At 54.7% G+C, this 20,298-nt stretch carries 17 protein-coding genes; 6 read left to right on the top strand and 11 right to left on the bottom strand.

Features of this window, described 5'->3' with window-relative positions:
• Positions 1-11: 11 nt before the first annotated feature.
• From glnG to glnA, 3 genes are all read right to left on the bottom strand, one after another.
• The gene (gene glnG / locus AC6I8X_RS19950; RefSeq protein WP_084878044.1) at positions 12-1,421 is read right to left on the bottom strand and encodes a nitrogen regulation protein NR(I); all 1,410 of its coding nucleotides are present in this window, start codon (positions 1,419-1,421) and stop codon (positions 12-14) included.
• 7 nt (positions 1,422-1,428) lie between these two features.
• On the bottom strand, positions 1,429-2,478 hold the full coding sequence (gene glnL / locus AC6I8X_RS19945) for a nitrogen regulation protein NR(II) (protein WP_013511065.1): 1,050 nt from the start codon (positions 2,476-2,478) through the stop codon (positions 1,429-1,431).
• 261 nt (positions 2,479-2,739) lie between these two features.
• Entirely contained in the window at positions 2,740-4,149 is a 1,410-nt protein-coding gene (gene glnA / locus AC6I8X_RS19940; RefSeq protein ID WP_084878041.1) for a glutamate--ammonia ligase, read from the bottom strand.
• Positions 4,150-4,587: 438 nt separating this feature from the next.
• Here glnA and typA point away from each other — a divergent pair, with 438 nt between their 5' ends.
• The 5 genes from typA (at position 4,588) to fabY (ending at position 9,543) form a co-directional block, all read left to right on the top strand.
• Positions 4,588-6,408, top strand: coding sequence for a ribosome-dependent GTPase TypA (typA, locus tag AC6I8X_RS19935; protein WP_299449134.1), 1,821 nt, complete (start codon positions 4,588-4,590; stop codon positions 6,406-6,408).
• 224 nt (positions 6,409-6,632) lie between these two features.
• Positions 6,633-7,229, top strand: a complete 597-nt coding sequence (gene yihX, locus AC6I8X_RS19930) for a glucose-1-phosphatase (protein WP_313685405.1) — start codon at positions 6,633-6,635, stop codon at positions 7,227-7,229.
• 3 nt (positions 7,230-7,232) lie between these two features.
• Positions 7,233-8,102 carry a virulence factor BrkB family protein gene (locus AC6I8X_RS19925; RefSeq protein ID WP_299449157.1) on the top strand — a complete coding sequence of 290 codons (870 nt, stop codon included), beginning with the start codon at positions 7,233-7,235 and terminating at the stop codon, positions 8,100-8,102.
• Positions 8,099-8,536, top strand: coding sequence for a D-aminoacyl-tRNA deacylase (gene dtd, locus AC6I8X_RS19920; protein WP_084878032.1), 438 nt, complete (start codon positions 8,099-8,101; stop codon positions 8,534-8,536). Before AC6I8X_RS19925 ends, dtd begins: the two co-directional genes overlap by 4 nt.
• Positions 8,537-8,595: 59 nt before the next feature.
• Complete coding sequence (gene fabY / locus AC6I8X_RS19915; RefSeq protein WP_084878029.1) at positions 8,596-9,543, top strand: fatty acid biosynthesis protein FabY; 948 nt, start codon at positions 8,596-8,598, stop codon at positions 9,541-9,543.
• Positions 9,544-9,583: 40 nt separating this feature from the next.
• Here fabY and AC6I8X_RS19910 read toward each other — a convergent pair whose 3' ends face one another.
• The 3 genes from AC6I8X_RS19910 to AC6I8X_RS19900 all read right to left on the bottom strand — a co-directional run bounded on the left by AC6I8X_RS19910 (position 9,584) and on the right by AC6I8X_RS19900 (position 13,802).
• Positions 9,584-11,266, bottom strand: coding sequence for an AsmA family protein (locus AC6I8X_RS19910; protein ID WP_313685408.1), 1,683 nt, complete (start codon positions 11,264-11,266; stop codon positions 9,584-9,586).
• Between the two features lie 119 nt (positions 11,267-11,385).
• The gene (locus AC6I8X_RS19905) at positions 11,386-12,774 is read right to left on the bottom strand and encodes a nucleobase:cation symporter-2 family protein (protein WP_313685410.1); all 1,389 of its coding nucleotides are present in this window, start codon (positions 12,772-12,774) and stop codon (positions 11,386-11,388) included.
• A 92-nt stretch (positions 12,775-12,866) separates the two neighbouring features.
• A complete protein-coding gene (locus AC6I8X_RS19900; protein ID WP_497840343.1) occupies positions 12,867-13,802 on the bottom strand; it encodes a quinone oxidoreductase family protein in 936 nt (311 codons plus the stop codon).
• A 70-nt stretch (positions 13,803-13,872) separates the two neighbouring features.
• On the opposite strand from AC6I8X_RS19900, the gene AC6I8X_RS19895 reads away from it, so the two are divergent.
• Entirely contained in the window at positions 13,873-14,358 is a 486-nt protein-coding gene (locus AC6I8X_RS19895; RefSeq protein ID WP_497840342.1) for a MarR family winged helix-turn-helix transcriptional regulator, read from the top strand.
• Here the strand turns inward: AC6I8X_RS19895 and recG are convergent.
• Genes recG through gmk form a run of 5 tightly spaced genes read right to left on the bottom strand, consistent with a single transcriptional unit; the run spans position 14,355 to position 20,208 of the window.
• A complete protein-coding gene (gene recG, locus AC6I8X_RS19890) occupies positions 14,355-16,433 on the bottom strand; it encodes an ATP-dependent DNA helicase RecG (RefSeq protein WP_313685414.1) in 2,079 nt (692 codons plus the stop codon). The genes AC6I8X_RS19895 and recG overlap by 4 nt on opposite strands.
• Entirely contained in the window at positions 16,430-17,125 is a 696-nt protein-coding gene (gene trmH / locus AC6I8X_RS19885; RefSeq protein ID WP_313685416.1) for a tRNA (guanosine(18)-2'-O)-methyltransferase TrmH, read from the bottom strand. The genes recG and trmH overlap by 4 nt, the downstream gene beginning before the upstream one ends.
• 3 nt (positions 17,126-17,128) lie before the next feature.
• Positions 17,129-19,234 carry a bifunctional GTP diphosphokinase/guanosine-3',5'-bis pyrophosphate 3'-pyrophosphohydrolase gene (gene spoT, locus AC6I8X_RS19880; RefSeq protein ID WP_497840341.1) on the bottom strand — a complete coding sequence of 702 codons (2,106 nt, stop codon included), beginning with the start codon at positions 19,232-19,234 and terminating at the stop codon, positions 17,129-17,131.
• A gap of 20 nt (positions 19,235-19,254) precedes the next feature.
• Positions 19,255-19,530: a DNA-directed RNA polymerase subunit omega gene (gene rpoZ, locus AC6I8X_RS19875; RefSeq protein WP_016191359.1), complete on the bottom strand. Its 276-nt coding sequence runs from the start codon at positions 19,528-19,530 to the stop codon at positions 19,255-19,257.
• A gap of 54 nt (positions 19,531-19,584) precedes the next feature.
• Entirely contained in the window at positions 19,585-20,208 is a 624-nt protein-coding gene (gene gmk, locus AC6I8X_RS19870) for a guanylate kinase (RefSeq protein WP_313685424.1), read from the bottom strand.
• Positions 20,209-20,298: the final 90 nt, after the last annotated feature.

Raw genomic sequence — 20,298 nt, 5'->3', positions numbered from 1 at the left:
TTTTCACACTTTTATTCCATTCCCAGTTCTTTCAGTTTGCGTGTCAGGGTATTACGTCCCCATCCCAGCAAACGTGCCGCTTCCTGTTTATGGCCTTGTGTGTGACGCAAGGCGGTGGTGAGCAGGGTTCGCTCCATTTCCGGCTGTGCTTCAGATAACAGGTTTTGATGACCGGAACGCAGTGCGCGGTCTGCCCATTGTGCCAGCAGCGTGGCCCAGCTATCCGGCAGCGATTGCACCGGACTTTCGGGGGCGCTGGATTCAAACAGCTCCGCAGGCAGATCCTGGATCAACACTTCCTGACCTGCTGCCATCACCGTCAACCAGCGACAGGTGTTTTCCAGCTGACGCACGTTGCCTGACCAGTGCAGACGCGTCAGCGCTGCTTCGGTTTCAGGATGCAGGATCTTTGCTTCCACACCCAGTTCACGCGCAGCCACTTGCAGGAAGTAGCGTGCCAGGCGCGGAATGTCTTCACGACGCTCACGCAGTGGCGGCAGATGTACACGAATCACGTTCAGACGATGGAACAAGTCTTCACGGAATTTGCCTTCCTGTACCCGCATTTCCAGGTTCTGGTGGGTTGCCGCAATGATACGGACGTCCACTTTCACCGGTGCGTAGCCGCCAACCCGGTAGAATTGACCATCGGCCAGCACACGCAGCAGACGAGTCTGCACATCAAGTGGCATATCGCCAATCTCGTCAAGGAACAGCGTGCCGCCATCGGCCTGCTCAAAACGTCCCTGACGGATCTGATTGGCACCGGTAAATGCGCCTTTCTCATGGCCAAACAACTCTGACTCAATCAGGTCTTTCGGAATAGCCGCCATGTTTAACGCGATAAAGGGGGCTTTAGCGCGCGGGCTGTGGCGATGCAGGGCATGTGCCACCAGTTCTTTACCGGTACCCGACTCACCATTAATCAGCACACTGATGGAGGAACGTGACAGGCGGCCAATAATGCGGAATACGTCCTGCATGGCCGGGGCCTCACCGATAATATCGGTGGTTGGGCCGCTCACCGGCTGATTGCGCGGCTGCTGTTGTTCCTGATAATGGCTGATGGCGCGCTCTACCAGCGCAACCGCTTCATCAATATCGAATGGCTTCGGCAGGTAATCAAATGCACCCTGCTGGTAAGCGCTGACGGCGGCATCCAGGTCCGAATGCGCCGTCATAATGATGACCGGCAACATCGGGTGTCGCTGTTTAATTTGTTTCAGCAGCGCCAGCCCATCCATGCCCGGCATGCGAATATCTGACAGTAAAACATCTGGGGTTTTGGTCGAGAGCGCTTCCAGCACTTCGTTGCCGCTGTCAAAAGTTGCACAGCTCAAACCGGCTCCAGTGAGCGCACGTTCAAGCACCCAGCGGATGGAGCTATCGTCATCGACGATCCAGACTATCCCTCGTTGCATAGAAACCTCACTGGCGAATAGGCAGGTAAACCGAGAATTCGGTGTGACCAGGCCAACTGTTAAATTCTATTTTTCCTGAATGCTGATCGATCAGACTGCGCGCAATCGACAGACCTAAACCGGTGCCGCCTTCACGCCCACTCACCATCGGATAGAACAGCGTATCCTGCAGTTGAGCCGGAATGCCTGGGCCGTCATCTTCAATATCGATGCGTGCCACCAGGCGATATCGTACCCCGTGCAGCGTTAACTGGAACGCGGTGCGGGTGCGGATAATAATCGTGCCGCCTTCTTCACCCAACGCCTGAAGCGCGTTGCGTACTACATTCAGCAGAACCTGTTCAATTTGATCCGGGTCGTGTGGCAGCTCCGGCAGGCTGGGGTCGTAATCACGCACCAGCGAGACATTATCCGGCAACTCCATCGAGACCAGATTGACCACGCGCTCAGCCACCTGATGAATACTTTGGGTGACATGTAAACCGGGTTGCTGCGGGCCAAGCAAACGATCGACCAGATTTCTCAGGCGATCGGCCTGCTCAATAATGACTTTGGTATATTCATTCAGCGAAGGGTCGGGCAGGGCGCGCGATAATAACTGCGCAGCACCACGTAAACCTCCCAGCGGGTTTTTAATTTCATGAGCCAGACCGCGTACCAAATCGCGGGCGGCGACCTGCTGAGCATGCTGAATTTGTTCCTGGCTGAGACGACGCTGATTATCCATCGGCGCCATTTCCAGCAAAATTAAGCCATCGGGCAGACGTTGTGCCGTGAGCGACATAATATGCGCGCGGCCATCTACCACTAAGGTCACTTCGCTGTCGGTAAAGCCCTGGCCAGCCTCAAGACTCTCGCGCATCACCTCAATATTCAGCGAAAAATAGCCGGTTAATTCAGGTAACGGCGTGCCGAATAATTTCCGTGAACTTTGCGCCAGTAATTGCTGTGCTGCCGGGTTGGCGTAATGAATTACCAGTTCATTATCGACCAGCAAAATACTGTTTATCAGGGAATTGAGAATCTGCCCCGCATCGGGCAGCGTGCCAGTTGCCATACAGCGTTCCTCTGCACTAATTCAGTGCATTATAGCCTTTGGTGGTAAAACCCGTCATTTGAACGATGAATTCGTGGAGAAAAAAGCCCATCCGAAGATGGGCTGAAAGTTTCCACGGCAACAAAAAATCTTCTGCGTCTTTCGTGCCGCAGCCGCGTTGGCTGCCCTCACTCACCCGGGTCACTGAGCTATCTCAGCTCCCTGGGATTCTTTCAGTTGCCGCCTTGCTGCAACACGAAATCCGCCGAATATTCCATAGGATTAAACGCTATAGTACAGCTCGAACTCTACCGGGTGCGGAGTCATGCGAACGCGGTCATTTTCAGACTTACGCAGTTCGATGTACGCGTCGATAGCGTCGTCAGTGAACACGCCACCACGGGTCAGGAACTCGCGGTCTTCGTTCAGGCAGTTCAGCGCTTCTTCCAGTGAACCAGCCACTTTTGGAATCTCAGCTTCTTCTTCCGGCGGCAGGTCATACAGGTTTTTGTCCATCGCATCACCAGGGTGGATCTTGTTGATGATGCCGTCGAGGCCAGCCATCAGCAGTGCGGTGAATGCCAGGTACGGGTTAGCAGCCGGGTCCGGGAAGCGCGCTTCGATACGACGCGCTTTCGGGCTGGCAACAACCGGGATACGGATTGAAGCAGAACGGTTACGGGCAGAGTAAGCCAGCATTACCGGTGCTTCGTAGCCTGGGACCAGACGCTTATAAGAGTTGGTGGTCGGGTTAGCCAGGGCGTTGATGGCTTTAGCGTGCTTGATGATACCGCCGATGTAGAACAGAGCAGTTTCAGACAGGCCGCCGTATTTGTCGCCAGAGAACAGGTTCACGCCGCCTTTAGACAGGGACATGTGGCAGTGCATACCTGAACCGTTGTCACCAAACATTGGCTTCGGCATGAAGGTTGCGGTTTTGCCGTAAGCGTGAGCAACGTTGTGAACAACGTATTTGTAGATCTGAATTTCGTCAGCTTTTTTGGTCATGGTGTTGAAGCGGGTAGCCACTTCGTTCTGACCAGCAGTTGCTACTTCGTGGTGATGCGCTTCAACCACCAGACCCATCTGCTCCATGGTCAGACACATGGCAGAACGGATGTCCTGAGCTGAGTCAACCGGAGGAACCGGGAAGTAACCACCTTTGATACCCGGACGGTGACCTTTGTTACCGCCTTCGTATTCTTTACCGGTGTTCCATGCTGCTTCGATATCGTCGATAGCAACGTGTGAACCAGAAGTAGAAGAACCGAAACGGATGTCATCGAACAGGAAGAATTCCGGCTCAGGTCCAAACAGAACGGTATCAGCGATGCCAGAAGAGCGCAGGAAATCTTCAGCGCGCTTAGCAATTGAACGCGGGTCGCGATCGTAGCCCTGCATGGTGCCTGGCTCAAGGATGTCACAACGGATGATCAGCGTCGGGTCTTCGAAGAACGGATCCAGAACGGCAGTGGTTGCGTCCGGCATCAGCACCATGTCTGATTCGTTAATGCCTTTCCAGCCACCGATGGAGGAGCCATCGAACATTTTGCCTTCTTCGAAGAAGTCAGCGTTAACCTGGTGAGCAGGGATAGTAACGTGCTGTTCTTTACCTTTGGTATCGGTAAAACGCAGGTCAACAAACTTAACTTCGTGCTCGTTCATCATCGAGAGAACGTGTTCAGCGGACATACTCAACTCTCCTGGAAATTGTCATTGTCGTCGTGGTGAGAGAACTTCGTTGCCTGGAATGTGCCATGGCTTCTGACATCTCCTAACCAAAGATCTCGGCAAGCTCTTCAACCGTTGTGCAACTGTCGTTTTCGCTTGAAAATACTAAAGCGAATTCTGTGCCAACTTTTTTATTACAGGTAAAATCGTGCTGTGGTGCGCCCTTTAGTGAGTCGGTGGCTGCACCAGGATGGATTGAGTGCACTTAAATGGTGCTTTGCTGGCGAATTTAAGCACCGTAATGGTGCAAAACGCCATCGCAGTGCAGATTAATGCACCGCAATTGGTGCTAAAAACCAGCACTTCAAGAAACTTTAGGCGAAATCTGTGATCATGTTCAGTCTTCCGCTTAATCCGTGTACAATACCGCGTTATTTCTATAATGCCTGAGGCAAAGCTGTGACCGAAAATTTGCGTAACATCGCCATCATCGCGCACGTCGACCATGGTAAGACCACCCTGGTTGATAAACTGCTGCAACAGTCCGGTACTTTCGACGCCCGTACCGAAGCGACTGAGCGTGTGATGGACTCCAACGATTTGGAGAAAGAGCGTGGAATTACCATCCTCGCAAAAAACACCGCCATCAAATGGAATGATTACCGTATCAACATCGTTGATACCCCGGGACACGCCGACTTCGGTGGTGAAGTTGAGCGCGTAATGTCCATGGTGGACTCGGTGCTGCTGGTTGTTGATGCGATGGATGGCCCGATGCCGCAAACCCGCTTCGTAACCAAAAAAGCATTCGCCCACGGCCTGAAGCCGATTGTTGTTATTAACAAAATCGACCGTCCTGGCGCACGTCCGGATTGGGTGGTGGATCAGGTATTTGACCTGTTCGTTAACCTTGATGCGACGGACGAACAGCTGGACTTCCCGATCATTTATGCTTCAGCGCTGAATGGTATCGCGGGTCTGGACCACAACGACATGGCTGACGACATGACCCCGCTGTATCAGGCGATCGTTGACCGTGTTTCCCCGCCGCAGGTTGAAGTTGAAGCGCCGCTGCAGATGCAGATCTCTCAGCTGGACTACAACAACTACCTGGGTGTTATCGGTATCGGCCGCATCAAACGCGGTAAAGTGAAGCCGAACCAACAGGTTACGATCATCGATAGCGAAGGCAAAACCCGCAACGGTAAAGTCGGTAAAGTGCTGGGCCACCTCGGCCTGGAACGTATCGAAAGCGACCTTGCTGAAGCTGGCGATATCATCGCGATCACCGGTCTGGGTGAGCTGAACATTTCTGACACCATTTGTGATCCGCAGAATGTTGAAGCGCTGCCTGCTCTGAGCGTGGATGAGCCGACTGTGACCATGTTCTTTAACGTAAACACCTCACCGTTCTGCGGTAAAGAAGGTAAATACGTGACTTCGCGCCAGATTCTGGAGCGTCTGAACAAAGAGCTGGTACACAACGTGGCACTGCGTGTTGAAGAAACTGCTGATGCTGATGCATTCCGCGTTTCTGGTCGTGGTGAGCTGCACCTGTCAGTTCTGATCGAAAACATGCGTCGTGAAGGTTACGAACTGGCGGTATCCCGTCCGAAAGTTATCTTCCGTGAGCACGAAGGCCGTAAGCAGGAGCCGTTCGAGAACGTGACCCTGGACATCGAAGAAACCCACCAGGGTTCTGTGATGATGGCGATGGGTGAGCGTAAAGGCGACATGAAAAACATGGACCCGGATGGTAAAGGCCGTGTGCGTCTTGACTACGTGATCCCAAGCCGTGGTCTGATTGGCTTCCGTAACGAATTCATGACCATGACTTCAGGTACCGGTCTGCTGTACTCCACCTTCAGCCACTACGACGACGTTCGTCCGGGTGAAGTGGGCCAGCGCCAGAATGGCGTACTGATCTCCAACGGTCAGGGTAAAGCGGTAGCCTTCGCCCTGTTCGGTCTGCAGGATCGCGGTAAGCTGTTCCTGGGTCACGGTGCGGAAGTTTATGAAGGTCAGATCATCGGTATTCACAGCCGTTCTAATGACCTGACTGTAAACTGCCTGACCGGTAAAAAACTGACCAACATGCGTGCGTCAGGTACTGATGAAGCAACCACTCTGGTTCCGCCGGTCAAGATGACGCTGGAGCAGGCTATCGAGTTCATCGATGACGACGAACTGGTAGAAGTGACGCCGGTGTCAGTACGTATTCGTAAACGTCACCTGACCGAGAACGACCGTAAGCGTGCGTCTCGCGGCAGCAAAGACTAAGCGAAAACGAACAGAAGAAGCCCCGCAATGCGGGGCTTTTTTTTGCCTGAATATTGGGCAATTGTCTGATAACGCGTGAGGCCATTTCTTAATGTAAGCCGCACCCGGCCTGCAAAGTGGAAGGGTGCGCCCGCTTCCAGATCGCGGATTTCACCGCCGTCCCGCCTGTTCAGTCCCCCTATTTGCCGCTAGAGTGAATGATCCAGGGAATATAAGGAGGCGTCATGCTCTACATCTTTGATTTAGGCAATGTGATTGTTGATATTGATTTCAACCGTGTGCTCGGTGTCTGGAGTGACCTGGGACGCGTTCCGCTGGCAATGCTACAAAGCCGCTTTCGGATGGATGAAGCTTTTGAACAACACGAACGGGGTGAGATCAGCGATCAGCATTTCGCCGCCCGGTTGTGCGACCAGCTGGATATTGCGCTCAGTTACGAACAATTCACCACCGGCTGGCAGGCGGTGTTTATTGACGTGCGCCCGGATACGCTGGCGGTGATGAATAAACTGCGTGCGGATGGGCATCGTGTGGTAATCCTCTCCAATACCAACCGGCTACATTATGAATTCTGGCCGACGCAATATCCCGAAGTAAAACAGGCTGCTGACACTCTCTATATGTCGCAGGATGTCGGTATGCGCAAACCGGAAGCTCGCATCTATCATCATGTGCTGGAGAACGAAGGTTTCACAGCAGATCAGGCAGTGTTCTTCGATGATAACCACGCCAATATTGAGGCCGCGCGCGCGCTCGGCATTGATAGCGTGCTGGTTACCGACAGCAAGACCGTGCCCGCCTGGTTTGCAGGCCGTCTCTGAGTGATGTGGTTGCGACATCTGCGCCACTCCTCACACGCATTTTTCCTGTGGCTAAAACTGCTGTGGCGGCGCATTGATGAAGACAACATGACGACGCAGGCGGGCAATCTTGCCTACGTCTCTTTGCTGGCGCTGGTGCCTCTGGTGGCGGTGGTGTTTGCGTTATTTGCCGCTTTTCCGGTGTTCTCCGACATCAGCGAGCAGCTGAAAAACTTCATCTTCACCAACTTCGTGCCAGCGGCGGGCAACACCATCCAGCGCTATCTGGAACAGTTCGTCGCCAACGTGAATAAAATGACTGCGGTAGGAGCGGTAAGCCTGATCGTCACGGCGTTGCTATTGATGCATTCGGTCGACAGCGCCCTGAACGTCATCTGGCGCAGTGATAAAAAGCGGCCTGTGGTGTACTCGTTTGCCGTCTACTGGATGATTCTGACCCTTGGGCCGCTACTGGCGGGGGCCAGTCTGGCCATCAGCTCGTATCTGCTGTCGTTGCGCTGGGTGAACGTCTCGGGCGTCAACAGCCTGATAGAGCAGGTGCTGCGCATCTTCCCTTTACTCCTCTCGATTCTCGCCTTCTGGCTGTTGTACAGCATTGTGCCGACGCGCCGTGTCCCTGGGCGCGATGCGCTGGTCGGTGCGGTGGTGGCTGGCCTGCTGTTTGAGCTGGGCAAAAAAGGCTTTGCGCTCTATGTTACGATGTTTCCCTCGTATCAGTTAATTTACGGGGTGCTGGCGGTAATCCCTATTCTGTTTCTATGGGTTTACTGGACCTGGTGTATTGTGTTGTTAGGTGCAGAAATCACCGTCACGCTGGATGACTATCGTCAGTTAAAACAGCGGGAACGAGAAAAAGAACGAGAGGAAACATGATTGCTTTGATTCAACGCGTCAGTCGCGCCAGTGTCAGCGTCGACAGCGCGATTGTGGGAGAGATTGGTGCCGGTTTGCTGGTGTTGCTGGGTGTTGAAAAGGGCGACGATGAAAAAAAAGCACAGCGATTGTGCGAGCGCGTTCTGGGTTATCGCATCTTCGGTGACGAGAACGACAAAATGAATCTCAATGTGCAGCAGGCGGGCGGCAGCGTGCTGGTGGTTTCACAATTTACGCTGGCCGCTGACACGCAAAAAGGCATGCGCCCCTCCTTCTCGGGTGGTGCTGAACCGGCGGAAGCCGAGCGCCTCTATGACTATTTCAGTGCGTGCTGCCGTGAGCAGGGCGTGACAACCGCTAATGGCCGCTTTGCTGCCGATATGCAGGTAGCGCTGGTTAACGATGGTCCGGTGACCTTTTGGTTGCAGGTGTGAGATTTTCAGCCGAGCGGCAAGGGATCAGCCACGTAAGCTCCGAACGAGAGAATCACTTTATGTATCATCTTCGCGTACCGCAAACCGCTGAAGAACTGGATATGTACTACCAGTTCCGCTGGGAAATGTTACGTAAACCGTTGCGCCAGCCGCAGGGTTCCGAACGGGATGCCTGGGATGCGCTGGCTCATCATCAGATGGTGGTGGATGAGCAGGGCAAGCCAGTGGCGGTCGGGCGGTTGTATATCAATGCTGAAAATGAAGCGGCTATCCGCTTCCTCGCTGTGCATCCGTCGGTGCAGGGTAAAGGCCTGGGAACGCTGGTGGCGATGACGCTGGAGTCAGTGGCGCGTCAGGAAGGGGCAAAACGCGTGACCTGTAGCGCCCGCGAGGATGCCGTCGAATTCTTCGCCAAGCTCGGTTTCGTTAATCAGGGGGAAATTACGGCACCGCAAACCACGCCGGTACGCCATTTCCTGATGATCAAACCGGTGGTGACGCTGGATGATATTCTGCATCGTGCCGACTGGTGTGGGCAGTTGCAGCAGGCCTGGTATGAGCATATCCCGCTGAGTGAAAAAATGGGGGTGCGTATCCTGCAATATACCGGGCAGAAGTTTGCCACCACCATGCCGGAAACCGGTAACCAGAACCCGCATCACACCTTGTTTGCCGGTAGTCTGTTCTCGCTGGCCACGCTCACTGGCTGGGGATTGATCTGGTTGCTGCTGCGCGAACGTCATCTGGGCGGCACCATCATTCTTGCCGATGCGCACATTCGTTATAGCAAACCGATCAGTGGCCGTCCGGGCGCGATTGCCGATCTTGGCTCGCTCAGTGGCGATCTCGATCGTCTGGCGCGTGGACGTAAAGCGCGGGTGCAGATGGAAGTTGAGCTGTTTGGTGATGAGGAGCTGGGTGCGGTGTTTGAAGGGGTATATATCGTGTTACCCGCCGATCCCCAGGGACCGCTGGAAGAGGGTGGTTCCGGCGCGCGTATTGATTAGTGAAGTCAGGGTAACGGCACGATCGCCGTTACCCCTCACGTTACGGCTGAACCTGCCCGCCATGCATGGCCTGTTGCACTGACTGGGTATCGGTCGTCACCGACAGAGTACCGTTGACACTCGGGCGTAATGGCGACGTCGCACTCAGTGAACCGTTCACTTGCAGCAGTAAATTACTATTGCCATTCAACGACAGTGCTGGCCAGCCCCAGTTTTCCAGGATATTGGCCGGAACCGCCTGGCCTTTCAGATGCAATGTTAACGGACGCTGTGCCTGCTGGCCGACGGTAGCCGTGCCCTCCAGTAAGCCACTGCCGTTAAAAGCGCTCATCTCGCTGACCTGAATTTGCTGATCGTCCGCGTTAAAGCTAATCGATGGATGGCGTAAATCGGTGCGGTTAAAGGTGGCCTCGGCGGCGTTGAAACTGGCTTTGCCCGCCCAGATGCCCCATTGCTGCTGACGTGCCAGCAACAGGTTTTCGCCACTGCCGTCGAGCGCCGTCATCTGGAACGGAAACGCCGGATTAATATCAATAATCAGGTTACGGTTGGCCGTTACGCGCTTCAGCAGCACGCTATCAAGCCAGGTCGGTAAACTCTGCTGCCAGCGGTCGCGCCAGTTTTGCGGCAGGGTATATTCCAGCCCGGCCACCGCCAGTTCATCCAGAGTCAGGCGTTTATCGTTACGCGTCCAGTTACCGCTGGCACGTATCACACCATTGGCCCAGCGTGAACTGAACTGCGTCAGCGCAATGCCCTGCGGTGAAAAGTCGGCATTGACGATGGGATCATTCAGCTCAAAAGTACCGTTAATAAAGTTTCCGGCATTCATCGCCAGCGAGCCATCATCGCTCTGCCAGTCATTACCGCGCCAGGTCAGATTTTTCAGGGTTAAATCAAGGTCAGTTACCGCCCAGTCTGGCCCCTGCAAGCGCGCGTCGGTCATATCGAGGCGATTAATCGTCACCGATGGCACGTCGCTGATAGGGTTGAGGAAATCGAGCAGGTCTTTATGGGTTTGCAGGCGGATATCATTGAGGCGCAGCTGGTTAATTTTCCAGTTGCCCTGTGCATCGCGCTCGGCATCACCGGTCATTGAGCCGCGTGCCAGATCGGCACCGATATTACTCAGCACCAGGCGGCGCTGTGCCACATTCCCCTGCAACAGCACATTATTACCGCGTACGCCGTCCAGCGTCATTTCACCGGCACTCATCTGGAATTGTGCGTCGCTGCCGAGCATATCGCTGGCCGTTGGCTTCCACGGCACAACGCCACCGTTTACCTTGCGGGCAAACATTGGCAGGGCACTGCGTGGGCTGTCGATACGCATATTATTCAGCTGCAGGCGATCGGCTTGCACCGGCAACGCGTTATCCGGGGTCAGGTTCGCCAGGTTAACTTCGCCATCACGCAATTCAATGCTGCTAAAGTGTAGAGGATCGCTAAACTGCACCAGCGCCAGACCGAGATCGACGTGGCTGGCGACCAGCACCGCAGGCTGACCGTCGTGACCAAAGCTAAAGTCATCAAGGATGATGTGCGAAGGCGCAGAGAAGTTATGTTCGATTTTGCTGAGGGAAAGATGCCAGTCGGTTTTGTCGCTCACCCAACGGCTAAACCAGCCTGCACCCCACTGTGTTTGCAGCAACACATACAGGATGACAAAGGCCAGCAGAATTAGCAGCAGTAAGGTAAGGAAAAACTTTCCAAGAAATTTCATCGCATCCATCCCGATCTTTTATCCGGTAAGATGCTGTTATGCCTGAATTACCGTTGCAGCTCAACAGCCTGGATGTAAAAGCGGATAAATATCAGGCAGGCATCAGCCTGCCCGGAAGATTACTTTTCCTGTGGGAAGATAAGGTTAAGCACGATAGCGGTGATGCCGCCAGCGGCAATACCCGAGGAAAGCAGGGTTTTCAGCCAGTCCGGTGCGAACTGCAGAATCAATGGCTGCTGCGAAACGCCCAAACCTACCGCCAGTGACAGCGCGATAATCATAATGGCGCGACGGTTCAGCGGTTCGCGGGAAACGATGCGCACACCTGATGCGGCAATCGTACCAAACATCACAATGGTCGCGCCGCCCAGTACCGGTTCAGGGATGTGTTGCACAAAGCCGCTGACCGCCGGGAACAGGCCAAGCACAATCAACATCAGTGCGACCACAAAGCCAACATAACGGCTGGCCACACCGGTCAGCTGAATCACGCCATTGTTCTGGCCGAAGCAGGAGTTTGGAAACGTATTGAACAATGCCGATACAAAAGAGTTGAGGCCATTCGCCAGTACGCCGCCTTTCAGACGCTTCATGTACAGCGGGCCGCTCACCGGCTGTTCAGAAACATCGGAGGTGGCGGTGATATCGCCGATGGTTTCCAGTGAGGTCACCATAAATACCAGCATCAACGGAATCAGCAGATTCCAGTCGAAGCCGAGTCCGTAGTAAAGCGGAGACGGCACCGAAACCAGCGCCTGATTGGCTGGCGTGGTATTTTCCGGCAGCATGCCCAGTGCCCACGCCAGCAGGTAGCCTACCGCCATGGCAATCACCAGTGAAGCGACTCGCAGATACGGATTACGCTGGCGATTCAACAGAATAATCACCAACAGCACCACGCCTGCCAGCAACAGGTTTTTTGGTGCGCCGAAGCTATGGTCGTTCATCGCCGCAAAGCCACCGCCGATAGAGGTTAACCCCACCTGAATCAGCGACAGGCCGATGATCATCACCACAATGCCCGATACCAGCGGCGTAATAATGCGACGCGCCAGATGCAGCACGCGCGACAGTACCATCTCGGTACAGGAGGCAACCATCAGGGTACCGAACAGCGCGGCCATCATGGTGGGCACATCGGCTCCGCCATTTTTCAGCGCCATGCCACCCATAATCAGTGGGGTAACAAAGTTAAAACTGGTGCCCTGAATCGACAGCAGGCCCGATCCGACCGGTCCCCAGGTTTTGATTTGCAGCACTGACGCCACGCCAGAGGCGAACAGCGACATGCTGATAATGTGCTGTGTATCCTGCGCGGGCAAACCCAGCGCCTGGCAAATCAGCAAGGCTGGGGTAATCACCGCGACAAACATCGCCAGCAGATGCTGACAGGCAGCAAACAGCGTTTGCGGCAAAGGTGGGCGGTCTTCAAGACGATAAATCAGTTCACTTTTTGCCGCGGTTGCGGCACTGGCAGGCTGGCGGGATTCAGCGGTATTGACGGACATGGTGGACGTTCTCAATCACAACAAAGGGGCGATTTTAAACCGATGCAGAATGAAAGCAAACGTTTGCAATGCCCCTTTTCACTTCCCGATCGTCAGAGGGTAAATACCGTGCGGCAGCGGCTGTCATCTTCACGCCATGCGTCGTGCACTTCACTCAACGGGCGCATCTGGAATGGAATGGAGAAATCGCTCTGCGCGGCTGCGGCCAGCAACTCGCCGATACAGGCCACCAGTTCTGAGTCGGACACGCTGCCAAGGCCGCTCCCCATCAGCGTCAGCCCTGATGAGCGCAGTAATTTGCTATGCAGTGGGATCTCCTGACCGCTCAACGAGCCAATCTGCACAAAACGCACCACCTTCTCACCACCGGCAACGGCCGCGTGCATGATATCGAGTGCGCTCTGGCCCCACAGATAATCCAGCACCACATCAATGCCCTCTGCCATCAGTGCTGGCAATGCTGCTGGTAATGCATCCAGCGTCAGGGTGATATCCGCTCCCTGGGCGCGCAGCTGTTCCAGCACTTCACGGTTGCGTCCGGTGGCGATAATTTTTCCGGCTCCCAAATGACGGGCAATACGCACCGCCAGCCCGCCTGAGGTTCCTGTCGCCCCGTTGATCAGCACCGTCTCGCCCTGAGCAAGCTGCGCCCGACGCGTTAAGGCGGCCCAGGAAGACATACCCGGGTTGGCGAGAGCTGCAGCCAGCACCGGATCCAGGGTCTCCGGTAGCGGGATGATACTTCCGGCTGTCACCTGCGTTCTTTCTGCCATGCTGCCCCAGGGGGCATTAAACGCGAGGAAATATACCGGGTCACCATTGCTGAGGTAACCGGTACCATCAATACCGGTGATAAAGGGATACTGCATGGCTGAGCTGTAGTGAGTTCCTGCGGCACGCGATTTGGCCAGCTGGCTGATCGCGGCGGCTTTGACTGTCACCACAACCTGGTTTTCATCAGCCTGAGGTTCAGGAAAATCACCGTATACCGGCAGTTCACCCGCCGCAGAAACAATGGCTGCTTTCATGTTTTCACCTTCAGTTAATCGGAATATATGTGTATTATGCACACATTATATTTGCTTCTGGATGACGTCAATGGAAAGTGTGCAAAATACACATAATAGTGCAGCCTTCGATGATCTGCATAATGCGCTGCTGACAATTGTTGGCACCTTCAATCGCCCGCAACGCGATGAATTATTAATAAAAGAATCCAATATTCAGTTGGATAGGGCGTTGTTCCCGTTACTGGTGCAGATTGGCCGCTTCGGTCCGATTGGTGTGGTGGAACTGGCTGATCGGGTTGGCCGTGACTACACCACGGTAAGCCGTCAGGTGGCGAAGCTTGAGGAGATCGGACTGGCACAGCGGCAGAAAAGCGCAAAAGACAAGCGTGTGAATGAAGCGGCCATCACGGTAGCAGGGAAAGCGATGACCGATAAAATCGATGCGGCGCGTGCGAAAATTTACGGTGATGTGTTTCAGGCATGGCGAGACGATGAACGTGCTGAACTGGCGCGATTGTTGAGCAAGTTCGTTGCCGATTTCACCACGCTGGACCGTGGCAAAAATGCGGGTTAAGCGTTGCTGTAGCGCTCGGTTTCCGGCAGCCAGCGTTCAATCAGTGCCTGAGCCTGCTCAGGATAATGCTGGTGGATATGACGTGCTACGCGCTGAACTTCGGGGATCATGCTTTGATCGCGCAGTAAGTCGGCCACTTTAAATTCGGCATTACCGGTTTGTCGTGTGCCGAGCAGTTCGCCGGGGCCGCGAATCTCCAGGTCATGCTGGGCGATCACGAAACCATCGTTGCTGTCACGCAGCACCTGCAAACGCTTCTGTGCCGTTTTGCTAAGCGGTGCTTTGTACAGCAGCACGCAATGGGAGGCGACAGCACCACGCCCGACACGTCCGCGTAGCTGGTGCAGCTGTGCCAGACCGAGGCGTTCCGGGTTTTCAATAATCATCAGGCTGGCATTAGGGACATCCACCCCAACTTCAATCACCGTTGTGGCCACCAGCAACTGGATCTCATTGGCTTTGAACGCCTGCATCACGGCCTGCTTCTCAGCCGGTTTCATGCGGCCATGAACCAGACCAACCTGCAACCCTGGCAGCGCGACTTTCAGCTCCTGCCAGGTGGCTTCAGCAGCCTGCGCTTCCAGCAGCTCGGACTCTTCAATCAGCGTACAAACCCAATACGCCTGTCGGCCTTCATGGCAGGCGCTCTGAACGCGTTCGATGATCTCACTACGACGGCTGTCCGGAATGGCGACAGTGGTGACCGGCGTACGGCCTGGCGGCAGTTCGTCAATCGTTGACGTGTCGAGATCGGCATAGGCTGTCATTGCCAGGGTGCGCGGAATGGGGGTGGCGGTCATGATCAGCTGGTGCGGATGAAAACCCTGCTCCTCGCCTTTTTCCCACAGTGCCAGACGCTGGTGGACGCCAAAGCGGTGTTGTTCATCAATAATCACCAACGCCATGCCGCTGAACTGGACCTGCTCCTGAAACAGCGCATGTGTACCAACCACCATGGCTACCTGGCCGCTGGCAATCGCCTCCTGCTGCGCCTGCCGCGCCTTGCCTTTTTGCTTGCCCGCCAGCCAGCCCACTTCAATACCCAGTGGCGCAAACCACTGGCGGAAGTTATTGGCGTGTTGCTCAGCCAGCAACTCGGTGGGTGCCATCAGCGCCACCTGCTTGCCATAAGCGATCACATTCAGCGCTGCCAGTGCTGCGACCAGGGTTTTACCCGATCCTACATCGCCCTGTACCAGACGCATCATCGGGAAGTCGTGGGCCAGATCGTGTTCAATTTCTGCCACCACCCTCTGCTGCGCACCGGTTGGGGAGAAGGGAAGTGCGGCAAGCAGCTTGTCCACCAGTTGATGATTGGCGGGTAGCGGCAGTGCGTGATGACGTTGCGCGCCAGCACGCACCGCCAGCATGCTGAGGTTATGCGCCAGCAATTCTTCCAGAATCAGACGACGTTGTGCAGGATGACGCCCCGTTTCCAGCTCGCTCAGACGCAAATCCGGCGGTGGGCGATGTAGCGTGCGCAAGGCGTCTGGCAGGCTGATTAGCCCACCGCTGAGTTCCGGCGGCAGTAGCTCGGCAATGGGGCAGCTTTCCAGCAACGTTAACGCCTGGTCGGTCAGATTGCGCAGTGTCGCCTGGCGAATGCCTTCGGTGGTGGGATAAACCGGCGTCAGGGTTTCCTGCAATTCCACGCCGCTGTGTTCACCCTGGATGCGATATTCGGGATGGATAATTTCCGCGCCGCGCTGACCTCGTTTGATCTCACCATAAGCCGTGACACGGCGGCCCGGTGCCAGGCTGTTTTTCATCCCGGCGTTGAAATTGAAGAAGCGCATGGTCAGCACGCCGCTGCCATCACTGATTTGGCACACCAGCATACGACGACGTCCAAAGGTGATCTCGCTGTGCAGCACTTCACCTTCCACCGTGGCCCAGATGCCCGGCAGCAGGTCATTAATACGGTAGAGTTGGGTACGATCTTCGTAACGCAGAGGCAGGTGTAGCAACAGATCCTGGATGGTAAACAGGCCAATTTTGGCCAGTTTCGCCGCCTGGCTGGCGCCGACGCCGGTCAGGGTACTGAGCGGGATGGCATCCAGCAGACGGCCTTTCATTTTTTACCCGTCGCTTGCATGGTCGCCCACCACTCTGCATCGGCTTCTACTTCGCCTGCATCGTTGATACGCGGATAGGGCAATTTTTTTTGCTTTGCCACGCGCGCCAGCACCGGATAGCCACCTTCAAACAGCAAACGCTGCTGTTCCTCTTCATCCAGCAAACTATAAGTACGCTGGTACATCCCGGCATTTTGCCGTTGACGCTGTGCTTCATACAGAATCAACGCTGAAGCCACCGATACGTTTAGCGACTGCACCATGCCGACCATCGGGATAATGATGTCCTGATCGGCCAGCGCCAGGGCTTCTGCGGTGATACCGGTTTTTTCCTGACCCATCAGAATACAGGTAGGTAGCGTGTAATCGATCTCGCGAAAATCTACCGCTTTGGCGGACAGATTGGTCGCCAGCACCTGCATTTTTTGTTCTTTAAGATGAGAGACCGCTTCGGCGATGTTGCGGTGAGTTTTCACCTTCACCCAGCTGTTGCTGCCTGCGGAAGCTGACACCATGGTACGCATACGCACGCTGGGCCAGACCGCATGCACTTCATGGATACCCACAGCATCGGCGGTACGGATCACCGCCGAGACGTTGTGTGGCTTATGCACCTGTTCCATGCAGACGGTGAGATCGTGCTGGCGCAGGGCCAGCATCTCGCGAATACGAGCAAAACGTTGAGCGTTCATGCACTAATTACGGTTTCGGTGAACTTTAATCACATCCGGCATTACGCGGATTTTACGCATAATGTTAGCCAGATGGACGCGATCCTGCGCGGTCAGGCGGATAAAGGCGCTATACACGCGACCGTCTCGTTCTTCGGTATTGAGGCTTTGAATGTTGGAACCGGCAGTGTTGATCGCCGCAGTCAGGTTAGCCAGCGCGCCTTGATGGTTGAACATATCCACCTTAATTTCGGCGACAAATTCCTGATCGGTCACTTTATCCCATTCAACCGGCATGAATTTCTCCGGTTCTTTCTGGTAACCGCGAATATTACGGCAGGATTCGTGATGCACCACCAGGCCTTTACCCGGACTGACGTGTGCGACGATCGGATCGCCAGGAATCGGGCGGCAGCATTTCGCGAAGGTGATCAGCACGCCGTCAGCGCCTTTAATCGGCAGCTTCTTACGTTTACTGCTGCTGACCGGTTCAGCGCCCGATTGCAGCAGATTTTTCGCCACAACGACGCTCATGGCGTTACCGAGGCCAATTTCCGCCAGCAAATCATCGAAGCTGGTCAGCTTCATACGCTCCAGTTCCTGCTGAATATTCTCCGCAGGAATTTCGGCCAGTTTGCGGCTGCCTCCCAGCGCGTGGCTGAGCAGGCGGCGACCCAGGTTGACTGAATCCTCACGCTTGAGGTTTTTCAGCAACTGACGAATCTTGGCACGGGCTTTGGAGCTGACGACAAAATTGAGCCAGGCCGCATTAGGGCGAGCGCCTGGCGCAGTAATGATTTCGACAGTCTGGCCGCTGGTCAGCGCTTGTGACAGCGGGTATGGCTGACGGTCAACACGTGCGCCGACGCAGGCATGGCCGATATCGGTATGCACGGCATAGGCAAAGTCGACCGGTGTCGCACCTGCCGGCAATTCGACAATGCGACCTTCGGGCGTAAATACATAGATCTCATCCGGGAAGAGATCCGATTTCACGCTTTCAATAAATTCGAAGGAGCTTCCCGCGCTTTGTTGCAGCTCCAGCAAGCTTTGCAGCCAGCGCTGAGCACGCACCTGCGCGGTGGTGCCACTTTCACCGGCCTGTTTATAGGCCCAGTGTGCAGCAACCCCCATTTCCGCCATCTGATCCATATCTTCCGTACGGATTTGTACCTCAACCGGCACGCCGTGCGGGCCAATCATTGAAGTATGTAACGATTGATAGCCGTTAGCCTTGGGGATTGCGATGTAATCTTTGACGCGTCCAGGACGCGGTTTGTACAGACTGTGCATCTGACCGAGCACGCGATAACAGGTATCTAAATCTTTCACGATAACGCGGAAGGCGTAAATATCCATGATCGAGTGAAATCGCTGCTCTTTCAGGTGCATTTTGCGGTAAATCGAATAAAGATGTTTCTCACGACCGCTGACGCGGCAGGGAATCCCCGCCTCCTGCAGACGGCCATCGATTTCAGAAAGGATCTTCTGAATCATCTCTTTACGGTTACCACGCGCCGCTTTAACCACCTCTTTGATGACCCGATAGCGGTTCGGGTGCAACGCTTCAAAACCCAACTCCTCCAGCTCAGTTTTCAGATGATGAATACCGAGACGGTGGGCCAGTGGGCTATAAATTTCGAGGGTTTCCCGGGCAATACGACGGCGTTTATCCGGTCGCAGTGCGCCGAGCGTGCGCATATTGTGGGTGCGGTCAGCCAGTTTGATCAGAATGACGCGAATGTCCTGCACCATTGCCATGATCATTTTGCGGAAGTTTTCAGCCTGGGCTTCTTTCTTGTCGCGGAACTTCAGCTTATCGAGTTTTGATACGCCTTCCACCAGCTCGGCAACGCTTTTGCCAAACAGCTGTTCCATATCCTGATAAGTGGCGGGGGTATCTTCGATAACATCGTGCAGTAATGCCGCCATCAGCGTTTCGTGGTCGAGTTTCATCTCGGCCAGAATGCAGGCCACGGCAACAGGATGGGTGATGTAAGGCTCACCGCTGGAACGAGTTTGTCCCTCGTGAGCATCACGTGCGACAAGATAAGCTTGCCTGAGGCGCTTGATTTGCTCCTCGGGCAAGTATTTTTCAATCAGTTGATTGAGGCTTTCAAACAGATACAAGGTTGACCTGCAGAGTGCTGTTAACGACGACCTTCAGCGATAGCGGTAACGGCTTGTAACTCAGCGGCTTCCTGCTCTTGCTGTTCCTGACGATCACGGACATCCAGAATCTGGTTAGTGATCAGGCCTTCTTCGATTTCGCGCAGGGCGATAACGGTGGATTTATCGTTCTCTTCCGGAACAAGCGGATCTTTGCCGCCTACCTGCATCTGACGTGCACGACGTGCAGCGACCAACACCAGGTCAAAACGGTTACCAATTTTCTCTACTGCGTCCTGAACGGTTACGCGTGCCATAGGTGTGCTACTCCACAGATGAAGAAATGACTGGGCATAATACTGAAAGTGAATTCAGACTGCCAATAGTTTGCTGATTAAAGCATCATGTCGCGATTTCTGGCGACTCATACGCAGACGTTCTGCGCGAATAATGGTTTTCAGATCGGACAGCGCCAGATCGAAATCATCATTCACAATTAAATAATCGTATTCGGCATAGTGGCTCATTTCAGCCACGGCCTGTGCCATACGGCGGGCAATAATCTCTTCGCTATCCTGGCCGCGGCCACGCAGGCGGCGATCCAGTTCCTCGGTCGAGGGGGGCAACACAAAAATGCTGCGTGCAGCAGGCATTTTCTTGCGGATTTGCTGTGCACCCTGCCAGTCGATATCGAGAAACACGTCAACACCGGTTGCCAGCACTCGCTCAATGGCGGCGCGTGAGGTGCCGTAATAGTTGCCAAATACTTCCGCATGCTCAAGGAAGGCATCCTCGGCAATCATGGCTTCAAATTCCGGTTTCGATACGAAAAAGTAATGTTCACCATGAGCTTCACCGGGACGCACGCCACGGGTGGTATGGGAAACAGACACTTGCGTATCGTACAACGGCTGTGTCTTTAACAGCGCCTGAATCAGGCTGGATTTACCCGCACCGCTGGGGGCGGAAACAATATAGAGCGTGCCTTGAGCCATGGTTATCTTGAATTGAGTAAAGAGCGGAGTCGATTTCCTGCACAGTATACACGGCTTACGCTCACCACGCAGCGTTTGCCGCTGCGTCTG

Source organism: Pantoea sp. X-Soil-TKNS-1280, assembly GCF_059730475.1.
This window is presented reverse-complemented; position numbering and strand designations above follow the sequence as displayed.